Raw genomic sequence first — 18,023 nt, 5'->3', positions numbered from 1 at the left:
AACTATGTCTTCAGAGAAATCTAAATCCCATCTGAATCAAACATGGTATGTTGTACTTTTCATTTTCGCTTTAAGTTTTTTCTCTAGCGTTTTCCTTTCTACCGTATATTATATCCTAGCCCCTTTCCAAGAAAGAGCGGCTATTTTTGATCGCGATCAGCAAATGCTAACCGCAGCACATGTTTTAGATTTTTCTGGAAAATTTCAGATCTATGAGAAAGGTTCTTGGCAACCCGCTATATATGATAAAATCTCGCACCTACTTAAAGTTGCAGATAAACGTGCGCCTGTTGTCACGAGCTCGGTTTTAGATTCGTACGCACAAGGGTTTGTTCGTCCCTTACTCGCGGATAAACATGGTCAAATGTTTTCCTTCGAAGAAAAAAACATTAATGTTACAGAATTTGTTGAAAAACATCAAAACGGCCATTTTTATCAACAACCCTTACTATTATTCTATGTAATCTTAGCAAATACTGAACAAGCTAGGGCAATGAGTGCTACTGATGTTATCAAAAATCCTTCAGTAGTACGCGCTATTATTATTCCCATTTCTGGATTTGGTTTGTGGGGACCTATTTACGGTTATCTCGCTGTAGAAAATAACGGTGATACCGTTTTAGGGACAGCGTGGTATCAACAAGCAGAAACCCCAGGATTAGGAGCAAATATTGCCAACCCTCATTGGCAAAAGCAATTCTATGGAAAGAAAATCTTCTTACAAGCAGCGTCAGGAAATACAGATTTCGCTACAACACCTCTAGGTCTTGAGGTAATTAAAGGATCAGTACAATCAGCATTTGGAACATCTCCAAAAGCACTATCATCTATCGATGGTATTTCTGGAGCAACATTAACATGTAATGGTGTTACCGAAGCTTATGCACGATCTTTAGCTCCCTATCGTAGTTTGTTAATGTCTTTTGCTAAGCTTAATAACCAGAGAGATCACAATGGCAGCAAATAAATCATATAAGAGTTATTTCCTTGATCCTCTTTGGGACAATAACCAACCTCTAATTGCTATTTTAGGGATTTGTTCAGCACTTGCTGTAACAACAACAGTAAACACAGCCATTACTATGGGGCTTGCTGTAAGCTTTGTTACAGGATGTTCCTCATTCTTTGTATCCTTATTACGAAAAGCTACTCCTGACAGCGTTCGTATGATCACTCAGCTAATTATTATTAGTTTATTCGTGATTGTTATTGATCAATTTTTAAAAGCCTTTTTCTTCAATATCTCAAAAACTCTGTCCGTATTCGTTGGGTTGATTATCACTAACTGTATTGTTATGGGAAGAGCTGAAAGTTTAGCAAGGAACGTACCCCCTATTCCAGCATTTTTAGATGGTTTCGCATCGGGATTAGGCTATGGCTGGGTATTAGTTTCTGTGAGTATAATAAGAGAGTTCTTCGGCTTCGGTACTATTCTAGGATTACAACTAATCCCAAAATGTTTTTATGCTTCTGAAACTCATCCTGATGGCTATGAAAACTTTGGTTTGATGGTTTTAGCTCCCTCAGCATTTTTCCTTTTGGGCATTATGATTTGGGGAGTGAATATTCTTAGATCTAAGAAGGCAAAAAGGTAGCTTTATGTGGTTAGGCGAATATACATGGCTAAATGTCTTTGGCATCTTTTTACAAGCAACCTTCATCCAAAATATCCTTCTATCGAATTTTCTTGGGATGTGTAGCTATCTTGCTTGTTCAGCACGAGTTTCTACGGCTAACGGCTTAGGAATGTCTGTAGCATTGGTTCTGACAGTTACTGGAAGCATTAACTGGGTAGTACATAAATTTATTACAGGACCTAAGGCTTTAACTTGGATATCTCCTTCATTAGCGAATGTAAATTTAAATTTCCTTGAGCTGATTATCTTCATTGTAGTTATTGCAGCCTTCACACAGATTCTAGAATTACTTTTAGAAAAGGTATCCAGAAATCTCTATCTCTCCTTAGGAATCTTCTTACCATTAATTGCTGTAAATTGTGCAATTTTAGGGGGTGTGCTCTTTGGAATCACACGCAACTATCCATTTATCCCTATGATGATATTCTCTTTAGGTGCGGGATGTGGTTGGTGGTTAGCTATTGTCTTATTCGCAACTATTAAAGAAAAACTCGCCTATTCTGATATTCCTAAAAACCTCCAAGGAATGGGGATCTCTTTTATTACCACGGGACTTATAGCTATGGCCTTTATGAGTCTTACAGGTATTGATATCTCTAAGCCATCAGCAACAACGCCAGTATCTGATATCTTAGAAACATCCAATGTTTCTTCTGTAGTAGTAAAAGATCTGAAACCTATGAAAAAAGTACGAACAGTACAACAACAACGTGCAGCTAAAGCCAAAGCAACAAATATAAAGAAGGGGAAATCTCAATAGATTAACTATTAGAGGAGATCTCAATAGTATCTTTAGCAATTTCTGGAAACTGACATAATACGTGTTTCACCATAAACATTGCTATACATACAAGAGTACAGCAGGCAAAGAAAATTGCTGTATACAACGCTGCGGGAGTGATTGTTGGTGATTGAATGGTGAATACTATCATGACAAGTATTGCTAGGGAGGTCATAAGCGCTGATAATACTCTACGAAAAGTACGCAATCCTTCTGATTCACCTAAAGGTCCCTCATGCAGCCGATACAATAGAGTTGCTGTATTCGGAGTGTCTGGAGAAGGTCGTTGAAATCTTTGAATGTTAATCATCATAAGTCATAATTCCTTGTATCTATTCCTGTATCGGCTCCCCGCTACTAAGGAGGTTTTTTTCATAACGACGAAGAAGATGGTATTTCGCACAAGAACAAATCAATGCCACTAAAGTCATAGAGGCACTCATAATCCATATCATTAATTGTGTTGCTATCAGGGGAGTTCCAAAAAGCCCGTAACAGGCAAGACCTATCACAGCTAAAGCCAATAATACCGTAATAGCGGTTAATACCTTAAGCTGCATTGAAAGCCTCAACTGAATACTCTTTATCTCTATAGGAGTAGAGACACTACCTACTATTAACGAGGACATGATAAAATGTGTGTTAAATTCTTTTAGGGAAAAATTTTACTCCTTCAGCAAATAAAAAAAAACTCTTATCAAAACTCAAAAAATATAACTAATGTAAGACTTTTTTTTAAATACTAACCTCACTACTCTCTAAGAGAAAGATTTTCCGTATTCAATTTTTGATTGAGTTTGACAATCATAAACCATCCAGATTCCTCTGGAGAGTTATTAAGAAGCTCTATGTTCTCTTTAAGATTTTCATTAACTTCTATAATTTCTCCCGAAACAGGGCTTAAAACTTCGATAGCAGATTTTGAAGACTCTAGGACAACAAGAATCTCACCTTCCTTACAGAAACTACCTATCGCAGGTAAATCGATATGAAGAATTTGGCCTAAGTTTTCTCCCATCCTAGCTGTCAATCCCAAACGGACAACATCATTATGAATCGGTAGAATCCACACATGATAATCAGAATCCCACATTATCTGACTCCTTCCTCAATAAAATGTTCTATATAATTCCCTAAAATTTCTTCATTTAAATGCCCCTTAGCTAGGAATAGTTTCCCTACACTAGCAGGCTCACCACATATTTGATGTGATAAACATTTATAGAAAAATGGGCCTTCTTCAGGATTGAATTCAATATTTGATAACGTCCCCTCTTCCATAGAAGCTAAAATAGGATAGGATTGAGGGATATTTTGATCTCCACGAGTAAATACTTTTATAGACTTTTCAAGATTCCAGGATAAGGTTCCTGATTGATACGTTCCGTCTTTATATTCTTCTATCAAAGACCATAGACGTTTTTGCCAAAGATCTTTGCCCTCTTCCTCTGGATATCGAGATTTTAAAGCAGAAATCACCTTATCAATATGTGAGGAATTTTTATGTGAAGAAATTAAGGTTTTAGCTAGATCTTTACGCAACACTTCACGATAAGGGATTACTTCTTCACCTTCAAAACACGTATCCACGATAAATGTGTAGTAGTGCTCGCCATCCTGACTGTAGGCTTCTAAAATCTCATTATCTAATAGTAATGTGGCTAGCTCATTTCCATCCAAAATTCCTTCTAAGACACTATCTTTCCCACAAGAAAGGAAAACTTCATGACTCTCGTGCTTACACTGTGCTAGACCTTCCAAAATTCTTTTAGGATGCGCTCTTAAAATCTCTTTTCTGGTAAAGGAATAGATCTTTTCCACAAGAGAAGGTTTAAAAGCTTGGAAATCCTTACTCGAATTACATGTTTCAATTTTAGGAAACTGTTGAAGTAGAATTTGGAAATTCTCAGGATTTTGTTGCCACTGGTGTACTTCCACCATAGGCACCTTCGTTTCCAGATCTTCAAGTTTTATACTCTTATATGAAACTAAAAATCTTCGACCCACTAACTTGGGTTCTTTGGCCTTTATAGTTTTAACAGGCAAAGCAAAACGTGGAACATCAAGACAATCCTTAACTGGAACACCTACGAGATTGATATAAGTTTCAAAAACTTCTAGATCTTCTCTGTTCTTAAATTGGTATTCACGAGGAAGCTTAACCATTTCTACAGATGTAGAATCTTTCCCCATAGAGAAAAATTCTTGCAGAGGACGATAATCAAAAGTTACACTACCCTCTAATTGTAAAAAGGCTCTCTTACACAAAAGTATCTCACGATACATTTTAAAAAATTCTGATTCATTCACTCCAAGGAAATTGAAATAAGAGGCCACAAATTGGTCAAAACCTAAAGTAAGGCCAGCGTGTTTACTCAATTTAGTAAACGCATGTTGAGCTTTATCGTGAAAATCTTGTTGAGCCTCTTTTAAAGAAGGCATAGCAATATTTTTTTTCTGCTCATTGACAAAACGAAGTAAAGCTTCGATAGCAGCAGAAACATACGCATCTCCAAACCAGTCGGCAATATTCTTATAACCAAATAACCGTAGATCTTTCCCTTGAGCCAAGGCAGCATCTTGAGGAAGATTAAACATCTGTCTACGGTATTCAAGCATCTGCTTAAGAATATAATGAGGAAATTTTTTCTCTTCTAAAAAAAGTTGAACTCTGGCAACAAACCCTTCAGGAGACACAGGATTATCTATTTCTTGCAAGGTCGTCAAAGCTTGATATAAGCGAGGAGCTGAAGACTTCCAAACTTCTTCAGAAGAAATAAATGGGGTATCAAATCTTCGATAAGCTTGATATCGCTTCTCTTTACTGAAAGCCGGATAATCTTGAGAGTAGATTTTTAAAAAGAGCTTTTCCCCAATTTTATTTGTTAAAAAGCGCTCTGTAAGTAATCCTTCATTTAAAAAATTCCATTCCTGAGGATTTCCTGTGAAGGGATAAGCCTCATTTATAAAGAATCTCTTAATAGCTAGAAACTCTCTCTCGGAATATTTTTTCCCAGGTACAGAAAATACAACTTTCCTAGAACTATTACGCGCAGATTCTCCTGGATAGCGTCCCCAGCCTATGCCTATTCCAGATACGCATACACCAACAACAACTAAACCAATGAATTTTTTCTGATGCTTATAAAAGAACGCTAGCAAAGCCACCCTCTTGGAATAAACAGTAAAAAACTTAGTGTAAACTATTGATCGGAAAAAACCAAGAAGGATCCCCTGAGAAACAGAAAAGAGAGAACTTCTCTCTTTTCGTTATGGAATTTTATTTGAAGATTAAGCAGGCATAAAATTAATTTGTAAATGACCCATAAGATTGCGAACAGGATTGAAATACCAATCAAAAATCTCAGAATTATCTACAGGTTTGGACAATCTTAAATCTTTTTTAAAGACAATATCGGCTTTTTGAGCAACCTCTGGAGAATCAATTACAACAATACTTTCGTAGTCAAAAAGATCACTTTTCTTACCAAAATTGTAGCTCCCTATTACAAAAACACAATCGTCTACAATCATACATTTCTTATGTAACTGCGTATCCCGAACAAAATATTCACTCACAAAAAAAGAACTATTAGGTTGTCTTTTAGAAAATATGAATTTTTTCCATAGTGAAGGACGCTCGCCATAAGATAAAAAGAAATAGTTCATACGATTGCCCCAAGCATATACTGCTGTAAGATCGGGACTATTTTCCGTACATCCATTGGTAATGATTTCCAATCGGATACCTCGATCAAAACACGCAGATTTTAAACTCTCAATAATCTCATCTTTAGGAATGAAATACATATTTGCAATTTTGATAGATTTCTCTGACCTATTTATTAAATCCACATATTCTTGAGTAATCATATTTTTACTTTCATCAGGACCAGAAAAAATCACACGAATATTTTTAAGATCTGTCGTTACAAGATCAGGACTTTCTTCAATGGCATTGCAATATATAGATTCAGCTTCTTCAATGGTTAATTCAGGATAAGAAAGTGTCCGAAAATCATTGAGATTTTTATTAAACCAGGGTTTTTTTGCGTAGGCATTCCAAAGAGCGTAATGCGCATGAAATTCCTTTCTTAGTTCTGTCCCGAGTTGCGCAGAGCTTATAGTGATATCTTGATCACGAAAAGCTCTAGGTCTTTGAGTTCCCGCTATAACTAAACGTGAAGACTCTACAGGTTCAGGAATCGCATCTCCCTTAGTACACATAAAATCTTCGAAATTCGTTCCCCCCATAAAAATGTACTTCCCATCCACAATAGAAATTTTAACATGACTTTCTATAACATTGGGTGCAAGAATACTCGACCCTGGAGGGCATCCAGTAAATAAATAAAAAAATCTATCGGGCCAATTGACTCTTGCAGTTTCAAGGATTTGTTTATCCTTACTATCAATAAATGTAGGCTGAATAAGGATATAAGCACACAGCTGAGGAGCCTCAGACATACGCCTATCTAGATGCTCAATGATCTCCTCCAGTAAATTTCCACCAGCCATACAGGGACATAATTCAACATAGTGTTCGGCAACATCTATTGCTGATAAAAGCTTTTCATAAACCTCAATACTATTATCATGAACAATAACACCCACATGTTCCTTAGAGGCAGGAAAATGCACCGTAAAGGCAAAAGCATCTTTTGTTATAAATGAACAAAAGAGTGCAATAACTAAACCCCATCGTATTTTATTCATAAATAGCCACTTGAAAATCTTTGAATTAACCCTTCTTTTATTTCTTTTCTTGCCTCTGAAAGATCTGAAGAAGGCGCTGTCAGACCTAGAGGGAAAAATGCCCGTTTTTCAATTGCTGGAACTATAATATCAATAACCCCAGGCAAAAGAAACTTTTGGTAAAACTCTAAAGAACTCCCAGATAAAAATATGGATCCTTGATGCAAGAATCCTTGTTTTACTGTACGCTGAGCAGCGCCCCCCACCTTTCTATCACCCATTAAAACATCATATTTTGAAGCTCTAGCCATACAAAAATTAGATGTCTGAGGATGATGTGCATCCTCGTCAAAAGAGAGCTTACCCTTGATACGGAAAACCTTATTCAAAACCTGCAACACCATCTGATTTACAGTGTAATAATTCTCCAATACAGTTGGTGCGTACATAGGATGTTCCGATGACATTAATAACGAAAATGCGTAGTCTCCGTGATGAAAAACAAAGCCTCCTCCCGTAGGTCGGATAGCTGCATCCATGCCTAAGTCGGCTCTATTATCAACTAAAAATTTTTCTGGACGCATAAAATAGCCATAAGTGAGAGGGTATTGGCTATCCCACTCATAAAGATGCAGGATCACTTCTCCTCTTTTGAGGTGTTCTAGCAAATACTTATCTCTGGCCATATGGGCCTCAGAACTTCCTTTTCCTGAATCTACTATGCTAACAGTCATAATGAAATGGGGAGATGTATCAAAGGTGAATCATTCGTTAAAAATGTAGAAGTAGTATAGCATAGGAGATGGATTCTTTACTATTTTCGTAAAAAAAAATCTTTCGTCTCAGTAATACTTTATCTATTTATCGAAGAGTTGCATCATTATTTTAAATTTCGTATATGCTTAAGGAAAGTTCTACCCGGTCTTTTAGGTTTTTATGTTTGAGAAGTTTACTAACAGAGCAAAACAAGTCATTAAATTGGCTAAAAAAGAAGCTCAGAGGTTAAATCATAACTATCTAGGCACAGAGCACATACTCTTAGGCCTACTCAAACTAGGCCAGGGTGTAGCTGTAAATGTGTTGCGTAATTTAGGAGTGGATTTCGACACTGCAAAGCAAGAAGTCGAGAGATTGATCGGTTACGGACCAGAAATTCAGGTTTATGGTGACCCTGCACTTACTGGCAGAGTAAAAAAATCTTTTGAATCAGCAAATGAAGAAGCCGGTGTTTTAGAACATAATTATGTGGGTACTGAGCACCTTCTTTTAGGGATTTTAAATCAAGCTGACGGTGTTGCTTTACAAGTTTTAGAAAACTTACATATTGATCCTAGAGAAGTTCGCAAAGAAATTCTTAAAGAACTGGAAACATTCAATCTTCAACTCCCTCCCGCATCTTCTTCTAATCCTCGAGGTTCCTCCTCCTCCTCCTCTAAATCTTCTTCTTTAGGCCATACCCTAGGTGGAGAAAAAAGTGATAAGCTATCAGCATTAAAAGCCTATGGTTACGATTTAACGGAGATGTTTCGCGAATCTAAGCTTGATCCTGTTATTGGCCGTTCTACGGAAGTTGAACGTTTGATTTTAATCCTTTGCCGCAGAAGAAAAAATAATCCGGTGCTTATCGGTGAAGCTGGTGTTGGGAAAACTGCTATTGTTGAAGGATTAGCGCAAAAAATCATTTCTAATGAAGTTCCTGACACTTTACGTAAGAAGCGTTTAATTACTTTAGATCTTGCTTTAATGATTGCAGGAACGAAATATCGCGGTCAATTTGAAGAACGTATCAAAGCCGTTATGGATGAGGTACGCAAACACGGAAACATCCTTTTATTTATCGATGAACTTCACACTATTGTAGGTGCTGGAGCTGCTGAAGGCGCTATTGATGCTTCAAACATTTTAAAGCCTGCATTAGCACGTGGAGAAATTCAATGTATTGGAGCAACAACAATTGATGAATACCGCAAGCATATTGAAAAAGATGCAGCTTTAGAACGTAGGTTCCAAAAAATTATTGTCCAACCACCTAGTGTAGATGAGACTATTGAAATCCTACGTGGTCTGAAAAAGAAATATGAAGAGCATCACAACGTTGCTATTACCGAAGAAGCTTTGAAAGCTGCGGCCACATTATCCGACCAGTATGTTCATGGACGTTTCCTTCCTGATAAAGCTATCGATTTATTAGATGAAGCTGGAGCTCGCGTACGCGTAAATACTATGGATCAACCTACAGAGCTAATGAAACTCGAAGCTGAGATTGAAACTACGAAACTTGCTAAAGAACAGGCTATTGGAACTCAAGAATATGAAAAAGCTGCGGGTTTGCGTGATGAGGAAAAAAAGCTTCGAGAACGTCTTTCCAATATGAAACAGGAATGGGAAAATCACAAAGAAGAGCATCAGATTCCAGTAGATGAAGAGGCTGTCGCTCAAGTAGTCTCATTACAAACAGGAATTCCTTCTGCAAGACTCACTGAAGCAGAAAGTGAAAAACTACTTAAATTAGAAGATACTTTACGCAAAAAAGTTATTGGTCAAGATCAAGCTGTAGCAAGTATTTGCCGCGCTATTCGTCGTTCTAGAACAGGAATTAAAGATCCTAATCGTCCTACAGGTTCCTTCTTATTCTTAGGCCCCACAGGAGTTGGAAAAACATTACTTGCTCAACAAATTGCTATTGAAATGTTCGGTGGCGAGGATGCTTTAATTCAAGTAGACATGTCTGAGTACATGGAAAAATTTGCCGCCACGAAAATGATGGGATCACCTCCAGGATATGTTGGTCACGAGGAAGGTGGTCATCTTACAGAGCAAGTACGTCGTCGTCCTTATTGTGTTGTTCTATTCGATGAGATTGAAAAAGCTCATCCCGATATTATGGACTTAATGTTACAGATCTTAGAGCAGGGACGTCTTACAGACTCATTCGGCCGTAAGATTGATTTCCGTCATGCAATTATTATCATGACTTCTAACTTAGGCGCAGATTTAATTAAGAAAAGCGGAGAGATTGGATTTGGATCTCGATCGAATTTTGATTATAAAGTGATTCAAGAAAAAATTGAAAATGCTGTGAAGAAACATCTAAAGCCAGAATTTATCAATCGTTTAGATGAAAGTGTTATCTTCCGTCCTTTAGAAAAAGATGCCTTATCTGAAATAATCCATTTAGAAATTAATAAACTGGACTCTCGTTTGAAAAATTACCAAATGGCATTAAGTATTCCAGACTCTGTGATTTCTTTCTTGGTCACGAAAGGACATTCTCCAGAAATGGGTGCACGACCTTTACGTCGTGTTATTGAGCAATATCTTGAAGATCCTCTTGCAGAACTTTTACTTAAAGAATCTTGCCGTCAAGAAGCACGAAAACTTCGCGCTAATCTTTCCGAAGATCGCGTTACTTTCGAACGTGATGAAGAACAGGCTACTGAAAGTATTGCAGCAACTATACCAAACGGGGAGTCATAGAAACTTCTATGACCCCACCCCCTAGGCACTTCTCCCCATCATAAAAGGCAATTGTTTGCCCAGGGGTGATTGCCTTAATGGGGGAAGAAAATCGCACTTGCACTTCACCATTCTCCTCTGAATAAAGAATTTCACATTTTTCATCGGCAGAACGATAGCGTACTTTTGCACTACATTGCATTATAGATTCTGGAGATACAAACCAGTTCAATTCTTTAGCTGTAAGTTCTTTTTGATAGAGTAAGGGGTGATCTTCTCCACGCACTATATATACAATGTTTTTCTCTATATCCTTACCAACAACATAACAAGGTTTTTCTGAGCCACCCAGATCTAACCCACGTCGTTGCCCTATCGTGTAATAGTGAGCGCCTTCATGTCGACCTACAACTTTCTGAGAATCACAATCCACAATATCTCCTTCTAAGTTTGGCACAAACTTTTCAAGAAAACTTTTAAATGGACGTTTCCCAATAAAACAAATACCTGTGCTGTCTTTTTTCTTAGCGGTAGCTAATCCTGCTTCTTCAGCAATAACGCGCACTTTTGTTTTTGTCATATCTCCTAAAGGGAAAAGTACATTATCCAGGGATTCTCTTCGTGTTCCACATAAAAAATAACTTTGATCTTTTTGGGAATCTATACCGCGAAGTAAATGAACACCATCAACATCTGAAGATAAACGACAATAATGACCTGTAGCTAAGAAATCTCCCCCCAATTCGCGGACTTTTCTCTGAAGAAGATCAAATTTTATTTCTCGATTACAAAGAACATCGGGATTCGGTGTATAACCTTTAGAATACTCTGAAAGGAAACGAGAGAAAACTCTTTCACGGTATTCCTTAGCAAAAGATACTGTGTAGTAGGGAATGTCTAATTGATTAGCAACTCTTTCCACATCCTCATAATCTTTAGCTGTAGAGCACAGGCCATCACTATCTTCTTCCTCCCAATTCTTCATAAAGAGGCCAAGAACTTTGTAAGGAGTAAATCTTTTTAATAGATAGGCAACTACGGAGGAATCTACGCCTCCAGACATAGCAACAACAACAGTTTTATTCATAAAAAACTAAAATAGAAAAGAATTTAAAAAGAATTACTTTATGTTACGTATTGAATAAAATGAATATATTCTTTAAATTTCACCACTATATTTTAAGGAATTTTGTGGTATTAAGTCTTTCTAATTCTATTTCCCCAACTCTTCTATCCCTGCCTAGTCAATGTTCCCTTCTTTTCAATGTAGAACGGGATGCTACAATGTTACAAAAAAAAGTTGCTATTTTCATTGAGCAAAGCTCTCTTTCTTACGTTTTAGCTATTATACTTTTGATCGGTACGATGATAGGTGGAGCCGTAATTGTAGCTTTTGGATGTATTTCTTCTAGTCTTCCGGAAATAATCAGTGGTGTAACTTTAATGGTTGCTTCTTTGGTTTGTATTCTTTTACTTATTAGCACGATTTATTTAATCAAATGCCTACCGTCTAAAATTCAGCAAACTATAACTCTAGTAAAAAATAAAACGTCGTCCTTATCCTCTTTCCAGTTACTTCAAACTGCTTATTCAAAATTGATTTATTCAATCATAGAAAAGGAACAACGCATAGAACAATTAAAACAAGAAGAACAACGTCTTTTGATAAGACTACAAACTTGGCAGGAAATATCAAATTCAGCTCAAGAAATTTATTCTTCCCCGTCAAGCAATCCGAATTTAATAAACTGAGTCACGTTCCCATGACATTAGCACCTATATCTATAGACAAAAAGGTAGTTCTTCTCCTTCCCTGGGACAATTATCGTGCTAATTTAATACTACGCACTACGGTGTGTTTTGCTATATCAATACTTACGTGTTTAGGAATGATAGCCTTAATGAGCTATACCATACTCTATGGTAACTGGCTAATTTTTGGTATCAGCTTAGGTATAATTCTTTTACTTATTTCCGTTGCCCTTATCTTAGATTTACCTGTAAAAAATAAATTTTTTGGCACCTCATTAACTAATGAGATTTCTCAAGATATATCGAATTTAGGGGTAGAATCTATCGAAAAATTCCGCTTAGCGTTTGCAAATATACGGAATACGTTTATTCCAAATATGCGTGACCTACATGATAAACTACAAAACGATTACGACGTAGCCATATCTACAAAAGAAACGCAAATTCACGATCTATCTCAAAACTTGGATTCTATGGTGAATGATAAACGTCGGGAATTAGCAATGTGGATGGAAAGCAATCCCAACTCTCCTCAAGCTCGTGCACTACAAGAGCAATTAAATCGTTGGGATAAATTTGAACAGAAGGGGTCGCCTAGAAGACACTCTACTTGTTAATAGGGAAACTTCCCTTTAGGAACATTTCCCACATTAGGGCGGATTACCCCTCCAGATTCTACAAAAGCTATCAACCGCATTTGCATTCCCACCAAGTGATTGAGGATCATGTGGCAATTGCTACTTACATCAGTCCAAATACCTATGACTTGTTCTGAGTAGTTCTCGAGTCTATTTTTCCCAGCTTGCATCTCAGCAAAGAGTTGCTCAACCTTCTGAATGTCTGCCTTCATTGCTTGTATATCATTACGATAAGAGGTAAGCACTTTATTCACGTCTTCATTTAAAATGAAATAGTCTTCCTCATTCATTACTGCTGGCTTTGCTGACCACATTTTTTCAAGAGCACGTTTACCTGAAGGACTCCATCCACCACTGAATCCTAACTCATCCTCATCTAAATGCTGTTCGTAATCACCTATAAATGTCACACCACTGCTATCCTTTTGTCGTCTACTTCGAGCAGCATCTGTACCTTTAGATACTAATTCATCAAATCCTGCAGTATCATTTAACAGACCTTCTCGATCACTTGCTGGTACCTGAGGATTATAATCATCTTCTTCTTGAGCATTCTTCCTATCAGAAAGGACAGACAATCCTCTTTCCAACCTACTAGCTCGTTGCTGATATTCTTTACTGAGATACTTATATTTAAACTCTATCTCTGCTAGATGTTCATTTAAAAACTGCAATGTATCCCTTACTTTGTTATATTGCGCATAAAAGTCTCTGTTATCCAAGGTCATCTTCTGATCAGTTTGCAGGGAGACTTTCAACATATTCATAAGAACAGATTGATCTCTAGTCATATCTTTAAGATCTTTAATATTAATCGTATCTGCAAGATCTTTAAATAATTGTTTTTTATTTGTCTTTGATCGCTTTAATATTGTCTTTATTGCATAAGACAAGCCTAAAACAGCAAGACCGACTCCTATAGCAGCTGCTACAATCATCGGCAGAGCAAAGATCCCTCCAGGAATGATCGCAGCGATAACCCCTACAGCAGCAATACCTCCGGCCACTAAACCTAGAGTTACTCCTGCATGAACTTTCGACATCGTACTACTTAATTCCTGCATCTTTAAAGAAAAGACCCCGCCACCTTTAGACAATCTCGAAGTGATGCTATCTCCTAATCTAATAAGTAATTCATTTTTCTTAGCAACACTGGGATAACTATCATCGCGCTGAGCATAATCCTCTTTGGAATAAACAGACTGACGCCCTTCAAGTAAACTAACACAAGTTAAGTAATCGCTAGTGATTTGATCTAAGCTCTCTATAAACTCGAGACCTTCTTTTTTACCCATTTGCTTCAAAATACTTTTTTCATGTTTGCCTATTTCTATATTTAAATGAGCAAACCCATCAACCATGTGATCATATCTAGGCCACATTCCTTCTAAGATTTCATTTTTTGGTTTTATTTCTTCTGGTTTTTCCTGAAGTAAAATCTTCTGACGTTTGTTCTCTATAGCTGCTCTTTTCATAGTTTGAGCCAAAGAGTTCACAGAAGTGAATAGCATACTTCCACCGACTCCGAGCAAGACTCCCCCTAATGCCATAGAAATCGGTAAACCTACGGGTGTTGCCAAAATCAAAAATACAGAAGCAACTATAGCTAAGACAGCTAGTGCTATTCCTGTAGCTTGAATAGCCTTAGCAATTTTTGGATTATTATCTAGGGATGATTTTCCAATCTCCACCTGATTTAAAGCAGGACTTTGATATATTGGCTTGGGCTCAGACATAATAAAAATAAAATAAATGAAATACTTTAATTATATAATAATCTTTTGAAGCCAATTAATTAATTATAAAATTAACAAACTCTATTTAAAATAGAGTTTATAAAAATAAAAAAAAAGACAGAAACTGTTAAGTCTCTGTCTCTTTCACATAAAACTCACATTCTAAGTGGGTCTTTATGGAGTAGGTTGAGGATTAGGTGGTGTAGGATTAGGAGGGGTTGTTCCTCCGCCAGTAGTTGTTGTAGAATCCGAGGCATTCGCGATAATGATGGCTCCAACAATCATAGCTATAACTGTAACAACCATGGTGCATACGGAAATACTTGTATGTGTACGACGTTTGGCAACGCATGAAGAACAAGGCCAATCTGTCTCAGAGGAGTCACAACGATATTGCTTAGCATTAAGATAACTATTTACGTTAGTATTCCCTGCTGAAGAAGATACGCCGTAGAAATCATCAGTCGGTGTATTGCTAGCAATTTGCTCTTGTTGATCTGTAGAACCAGGTTTTACATTTTGTGCAGATTCTTGTTGATTCTGACCATTACGGGCATCTCTTCGAGTATTCGATGCTTTTTGAGCACGAACTTGAGGATTTACAGAGGCATTACGTCTAACTTTAACAGCTGCAGCCTTTTCAACATCGTAACGTAGTGTTGAAGTAATTTTCCCGCCTCTAGGAATTTTACTTTCTTTTACACGAGCTTCAAGAGCTTCTCTAGAAGATTTTCTCTTAGCAACTCTCTGCTCTCTGGCTAAATCCTGAATAAGTTTATTTCTATCTTCACGAACTACTTTTACATCAGGACGAACAAAAATTGGTAGTACTGGGCCTTCTTTAATATCATGAACAACTTGAATTGCTTCTTTATCTTCAGAAGAAACCTTTGCTTCCCTATTGACGATCATAGTTTTTAATAATGATCTAGGGGTTTCAGTATTAGGAGCTGCGCGTACTATTGTACCGGCTCTTTTTCTAATTTTAGCTTTTTCTCTAGCTGATAAACGAGGTGGTGTCTTTACAGATTGCTCACTTACAATAACATTTTGATCACGGTTATTAGATCTGTGATATCTTTTAGAATACTTTCCACCACGAGTTAAAAGACTTCCTGTTCCATATTGAACAAGCTCTTCGCAGCAATAATCCACACTTTGTTTAATTTGTTGAGCAAAGGCTCGTTGTTGTTCCTTACGCTCTTCAGTTTTTAAACGACGTTGTTCTCTAAAAGAAACGCGTTGTTTCTTACGCTCTTGGCATCGAGCTTTTTGCTCTTGATTCAATTTTTCTGTAAATGCGAAGGAGATCTTATTAGACTTTTTAGCCTTCTTTTTTGCTGCAGCTTTAGCATTTTTTTTAGCTTCTACAGCTTCTTTTGCTTCCTGTCTCGCACGTCTATTCTCTTGAATCTTTTGGATTCTTTGTTCTTTCTTGCTTTTTTTGCTTTCCAAAGCAATTAAAGAATCTTCAGAATATACTGAGCTAACTTCAAAAGGAGCAACTGCAGCACTTGCGTAACCTACAGAGTGGGTAAAAGTTAACAAAATGGAAAGCATTGCAAGTTGCGAAGTACGCTTAGAACTCATCATGCTGCTATAATCTCCTAGATCAGCCTATGAGATCACCATAACAACAATAGGACTTTTTTCACAACTCGGAGTTGCAAATCTTTTATAGAGATTGATAGTTAATGGATTTGCGACTCCCAATTCTTAATATAAGCAAGGAGTTGTTCTTTTTCTGGATAGCTCGTTAGAAAACTTCGGGCTTCTAAAGACATTCCAAGATGCACAATTTTATTTATTAAATTTAAATGACTTTTATCTTGGGAGGCGAAAAGGAAAAACAATACGTTGACTGGTTTACCATCAAGAGCACCGAAATCAATGCTTGTTGATAAAAACATAGGAACAACAACATCATAGTACGCATTAATTAGAAAATCTTTAGCATGAGGAAGAGCGATTCCTTCTCCTATACCTGTAGACATGAGACTTTCACGATGAGTAAGCATCTCAAACAGCACACTAGCATCCAGGTTAAATTTCTCTGCTATATAAGAAGAAGCATATTGGAGGGCTTCATCTTTGTTTTTTACAGATATATCACGGATAATTCCTCCGCGATAAATTGCTTTATACAAGCTATACTTTAGAGAAAGATCTCGGAACTCTTCTTCTTGTTTTTCATCTTTTTCTAATCCTACTAGAACTTGATTATGTAAGATCCAATCCTCTATTTCTTCTCGATTGAATCTATGCTCATTATTCATGCTATAACTAGGGATAGCCCCCTCATCCAGCCATCGGCGAACAGTATTTTCAGAAACATCTAATAAAGAAGCTAATTCTTCTAATTTTAAATCCATAACCACTACATTCCTAAGAACACATTCATGACTTCTTCAATCGTTGTAACTTGTAGCAACTTCTCACGCCGAGATTCATCTCTAAGTGAAAGAGTCAGTGTGGATAACAGCTTGAGATACTCGGCTTGAGCATTATCAGGCCCTCCAATCAAAAATACTAGACGCACTAAAGCTCCGTCTATCGCATCCCAAAGAATCCCCTGAGAATGGATACCTATAGCGATAAAGAAATCAGAACAACTATGTAATTTACCGTGGGGAATTGCTACTCCCATACCGATACCCGTGGACATGATATTTTCACGAGTCACCAAAGCTTGAAAGAACTCTTCCTTATTCTCTAGTAAGCCAGCAGCACCTGCAAGATCTGTAAGATCTTGGAGAATCTCCTCCCGAGAGTTTTTGTTCAAAAACATAATAAGATTGGGAGATAAAAGAGAAAACAAGGAAAAATCAGGTTGACTCTCACAATAGAAAGGCATGTCACTTCTCTCCGGTATGCCCAAAACCTCTACTTCCTCGAGATGTTGCCGTTAATCCTTCTTCTTGATCCACGACCATAAACTTTGCTTGGACTACAGGAGCAACTACAGCTTGAGCTATACGCATCTTAGGCTCGATAATAAAAGTTTTCTCTCCAAAATTTGCAAGTATAATACAAATTTCGCCGCGATAATCGGCGTCTATTGTTCCAGGAGAATTAACAACCATAATCCCATGTTTCAGAGCCAAACCACTACGTGGACGTACCTGCACTTCATAACCTTGAGGAATTTGCATTTTTATTCCTGTAGGAATTAATACGCGTTGGCCCGGTAAAACAGCAATAGGTTCTTCTATGTTAGCTCGAAGATCTGCGCCCGAAGCGCCTTCTGTGGAATATTCTGGAAGATCTACTCCAGACTCTAATTCACAAAATATAGTCATAAGAACAGTGCCGTGGTTACTACGAGTGT

At 37.2% G+C, this 18,023-nt stretch carries 18 protein-coding genes; 6 read left to right on the top strand and 12 right to left on the bottom strand.

Annotation, left to right across the window (positions count from 1 at the left end; genetic code table 11):
* Positions 1-4: 4 nt before the first annotated feature.
* The 3 genes from H9Q19_RS04295 to nqrE are packed head-to-tail and all read left to right on the top strand — an operon-like array spanning position 5 to position 2,397.
* Positions 5-967, top strand: coding sequence for a Na(+)-translocating NADH-quinone reductase subunit C (locus H9Q19_RS04295; protein WP_213240641.1), 963 nt, complete (start codon positions 5-7; stop codon positions 965-967).
* Positions 954-1,595 carry an NADH:ubiquinone reductase (Na(+)-transporting) subunit D gene (nqrD, locus tag H9Q19_RS04290; RefSeq protein ID WP_213240639.1) on the top strand — a complete coding sequence of 214 codons (642 nt, stop codon included), beginning with the start codon at positions 954-956 and terminating at the stop codon, positions 1,593-1,595. Before H9Q19_RS04295 ends, nqrD begins: the two co-directional genes overlap by 14 nt.
* Positions 1,596-1,599: 4 nt before the next feature.
* Positions 1,600-2,397, top strand: a complete 798-nt coding sequence (gene nqrE, locus H9Q19_RS04285; RefSeq protein WP_213240637.1) for an NADH:ubiquinone reductase (Na(+)-transporting) subunit E — start codon at positions 1,600-1,602, stop codon at positions 2,395-2,397.
* A gap of 1 nt (position 2,398) precedes the next feature.
* Here nqrE and H9Q19_RS04280 read toward each other — a convergent pair whose 3' ends face one another.
* The 6 genes from H9Q19_RS04280 to H9Q19_RS04255 all read right to left on the bottom strand — a co-directional run bounded on the left by H9Q19_RS04280 (position 2,399) and on the right by H9Q19_RS04255 (position 7,847).
* Positions 2,399-2,731, bottom strand: coding sequence for a hypothetical protein (locus H9Q19_RS04280; RefSeq protein WP_213242066.1), 333 nt, complete (start codon positions 2,729-2,731; stop codon positions 2,399-2,401).
* 19 nt (positions 2,732-2,750) lie between these two features.
* On the bottom strand, positions 2,751-3,047 hold the full coding sequence (locus H9Q19_RS04275) for a hypothetical protein (RefSeq protein WP_213240635.1): 297 nt from the start codon (positions 3,045-3,047) through the stop codon (positions 2,751-2,753).
* Positions 3,048-3,169: 122 nt separating this feature from the next.
* Positions 3,170-3,511, bottom strand: coding sequence for a glycine cleavage protein H-like protein (locus tag H9Q19_RS04270; protein WP_213240633.1), 342 nt, complete (start codon positions 3,509-3,511; stop codon positions 3,170-3,172).
* The gene (locus H9Q19_RS04265) at positions 3,511-5,580 is read right to left on the bottom strand and encodes a hypothetical protein (protein WP_213240631.1); all 2,070 of its coding nucleotides are present in this window, start codon (positions 5,578-5,580) and stop codon (positions 3,511-3,513) included. Before H9Q19_RS04265 ends, H9Q19_RS04270 begins: the two co-directional genes overlap by 1 nt.
* Before the next feature lie 129 nt (positions 5,581-5,709).
* Positions 5,710-7,134, bottom strand: a complete 1,425-nt coding sequence (locus H9Q19_RS04260; protein ID WP_213240629.1) for a phospholipase D-like domain-containing protein — start codon at positions 7,132-7,134, stop codon at positions 5,710-5,712.
* Positions 7,131-7,847 (bottom strand): lipoyl protein ligase domain-containing protein, encoded by a 717-nt coding sequence (locus H9Q19_RS04255; RefSeq protein WP_213240627.1) that lies wholly within the window; start codon positions 7,845-7,847, stop codon positions 7,131-7,133. The genes H9Q19_RS04260 and H9Q19_RS04255 overlap by 4 nt, the downstream gene beginning before the upstream one ends.
* 202 nt (positions 7,848-8,049) lie before the next feature.
* Here H9Q19_RS04255 and H9Q19_RS04250 point away from each other — a divergent pair, with 202 nt between their 5' ends.
* Positions 8,050-10,590 carry an ATP-dependent Clp protease ATP-binding subunit gene (locus H9Q19_RS04250; protein WP_213240625.1) on the top strand — a complete coding sequence of 847 codons (2,541 nt, stop codon included), beginning with the start codon at positions 8,050-8,052 and terminating at the stop codon, positions 10,588-10,590.
* Here H9Q19_RS04250 and mnmA read toward each other — a convergent pair.
* Entirely contained in the window at positions 10,568-11,656 is a 1,089-nt protein-coding gene (gene mnmA, locus H9Q19_RS04245) for a tRNA 2-thiouridine(34) synthase MnmA (RefSeq protein ID WP_213240623.1), read from the bottom strand. The two genes, H9Q19_RS04250 and mnmA, sit on opposite strands and share 23 nt — an antisense overlap.
* Positions 11,657-11,760: 104 nt before the next feature.
* On the opposite strand from mnmA, the gene H9Q19_RS04240 reads away from it, so the two are divergent.
* Both H9Q19_RS04240 and H9Q19_RS04235 read left to right on the top strand, forming a co-directional pair.
* The gene (locus tag H9Q19_RS04240; RefSeq protein WP_213240621.1) at positions 11,761-12,321 is read left to right on the top strand and encodes a hypothetical protein; all 561 of its coding nucleotides are present in this window, start codon (positions 11,761-11,763) and stop codon (positions 12,319-12,321) included.
* 11 nt (positions 12,322-12,332) lie between these two features.
* Positions 12,333-12,938, top strand: coding sequence for a hypothetical protein (locus tag H9Q19_RS04235; protein WP_213240619.1), 606 nt, complete (start codon positions 12,333-12,335; stop codon positions 12,936-12,938).
* Here H9Q19_RS04235 and H9Q19_RS04230 read toward each other — a convergent pair.
* The 5 genes from H9Q19_RS04230 to dut all read right to left on the bottom strand — a co-directional run bounded on the left by H9Q19_RS04230 (position 12,935) and on the right by dut (position 17,994).
* The gene (locus H9Q19_RS04230; RefSeq protein WP_213240617.1) at positions 12,935-14,695 is read right to left on the bottom strand and encodes a stage II sporulation protein M; all 1,761 of its coding nucleotides are present in this window, start codon (positions 14,693-14,695) and stop codon (positions 12,935-12,937) included. The two genes, H9Q19_RS04235 and H9Q19_RS04230, sit on opposite strands and share 4 nt — an antisense overlap.
* 174 nt (positions 14,696-14,869) lie before the next feature.
* A complete protein-coding gene (locus tag H9Q19_RS04225; RefSeq protein ID WP_213240615.1) occupies positions 14,870-16,288 on the bottom strand; it encodes a hypothetical protein in 1,419 nt (472 codons plus the stop codon).
* 98 nt (positions 16,289-16,386) lie between these two features.
* Complete coding sequence (locus H9Q19_RS04220) at positions 16,387-17,067, bottom strand: PTS sugar transporter subunit IIA (protein ID WP_213240613.1); 681 nt, start codon at positions 17,065-17,067, stop codon at positions 16,387-16,389.
* Between the two features lie 5 nt (positions 17,068-17,072).
* A complete protein-coding gene (locus tag H9Q19_RS04215) occupies positions 17,073-17,549 on the bottom strand; it encodes a PTS sugar transporter subunit IIA (protein ID WP_213240611.1) in 477 nt (158 codons plus the stop codon).
* A gap of 1 nt (position 17,550) precedes the next feature.
* Positions 17,551-17,994 (bottom strand): dUTP diphosphatase, encoded by a 444-nt coding sequence (gene dut, locus H9Q19_RS04210; RefSeq protein ID WP_213242053.1) that lies wholly within the window; start codon positions 17,992-17,994, stop codon positions 17,551-17,553.
* Positions 17,995-18,023: the final 29 nt, after the last annotated feature.

The organism is Chlamydia crocodili, assembly GCF_018343815.1.
Classification (GTDB): domain Bacteria; phylum Chlamydiota; class Chlamydiia; order Chlamydiales; family Chlamydiaceae; genus Chlamydia; species Chlamydia crocodili.
This window is presented reverse-complemented; position numbering and strand designations above follow the sequence as displayed.

What these genes read in the sequence shown, in the direction of transcription:
- H9Q19_RS04295 (WP_213240641.1), top strand. Translation starts at nt 5, where the DNA reads ATGTCTTCAGAGAAATCTAAATCCCATCTGAATCAAACATGGTATGTT.
- nqrD (WP_213240639.1), top strand. Translation starts at nt 954, where the DNA reads ATGGCAGCAAATAAATCATATAAGAGTTATTTCCTTGATCCTCTTTGG.
- nqrE (WP_213240637.1), top strand. Translation starts at nt 1,600, where the DNA reads ATGTGGTTAGGCGAATATACATGGCTAAATGTCTTTGGCATCTTTTTA.
- H9Q19_RS04280 (WP_213242066.1), bottom strand. Translation starts at nt 2,731, where the DNA reads ATGATGATTAACATTCAAAGATTTCAACGACCTTCTCCAGACACTCCG.
- H9Q19_RS04275 (WP_213240635.1), bottom strand. Translation starts at nt 3,047, where the DNA reads ATGTCCTCGTTAATAGTAGGTAGTGTCTCTACTCCTATAGAGATAAAG.
- H9Q19_RS04270 (WP_213240633.1), bottom strand. Translation starts at nt 3,511, where the DNA reads ATGTGGGATTCTGATTATCATGTGTGGATTCTACCGATTCATAATGAT.
- H9Q19_RS04260 (WP_213240629.1), bottom strand. Translation starts at nt 7,134, where the DNA reads ATGAATAAAATACGATGGGGTTTAGTTATTGCACTCTTTTGTTCATTT.
- H9Q19_RS04255 (WP_213240627.1), bottom strand. Translation starts at nt 7,847, where the DNA reads ATGACTGTTAGCATAGTAGATTCAGGAAAAGGAAGTTCTGAGGCCCAT.
- H9Q19_RS04250 (WP_213240625.1), top strand. Translation starts at nt 8,050, where the DNA reads ATGTTTGAGAAGTTTACTAACAGAGCAAAACAAGTCATTAAATTGGCT.
- mnmA (WP_213240623.1), bottom strand. Translation starts at nt 11,656, where the DNA reads ATGAATAAAACTGTTGTTGTTGCTATGTCTGGAGGCGTAGATTCCTCC.
- H9Q19_RS04235 (WP_213240619.1), top strand. Translation starts at nt 12,333, where the DNA reads ATGACATTAGCACCTATATCTATAGACAAAAAGGTAGTTCTTCTCCTT.
- H9Q19_RS04230 (WP_213240617.1), bottom strand. Translation starts at nt 14,695, where the DNA reads ATGTCTGAGCCCAAGCCAATATATCAAAGTCCTGCTTTAAATCAGGTG.
- H9Q19_RS04225 (WP_213240615.1), bottom strand. Translation starts at nt 16,288, where the DNA reads ATGATGAGTTCTAAGCGTACTTCGCAACTTGCAATGCTTTCCATTTTG.
- H9Q19_RS04220 (WP_213240613.1), bottom strand. Translation starts at nt 17,067, where the DNA reads ATGGATTTAAAATTAGAAGAATTAGCTTCTTTATTAGATGTTTCTGAA.
- H9Q19_RS04215 (WP_213240611.1), bottom strand. Translation starts at nt 17,549, where the DNA reads ATGCCTTTCTATTGTGAGAGTCAACCTGATTTTTCCTTGTTTTCTCTT.
- dut (WP_213242053.1), bottom strand. Translation starts at nt 17,994, where the DNA reads ATGACTATATTTTGTGAATTAGAGTCTGGAGTAGATCTTCCAGAATAT.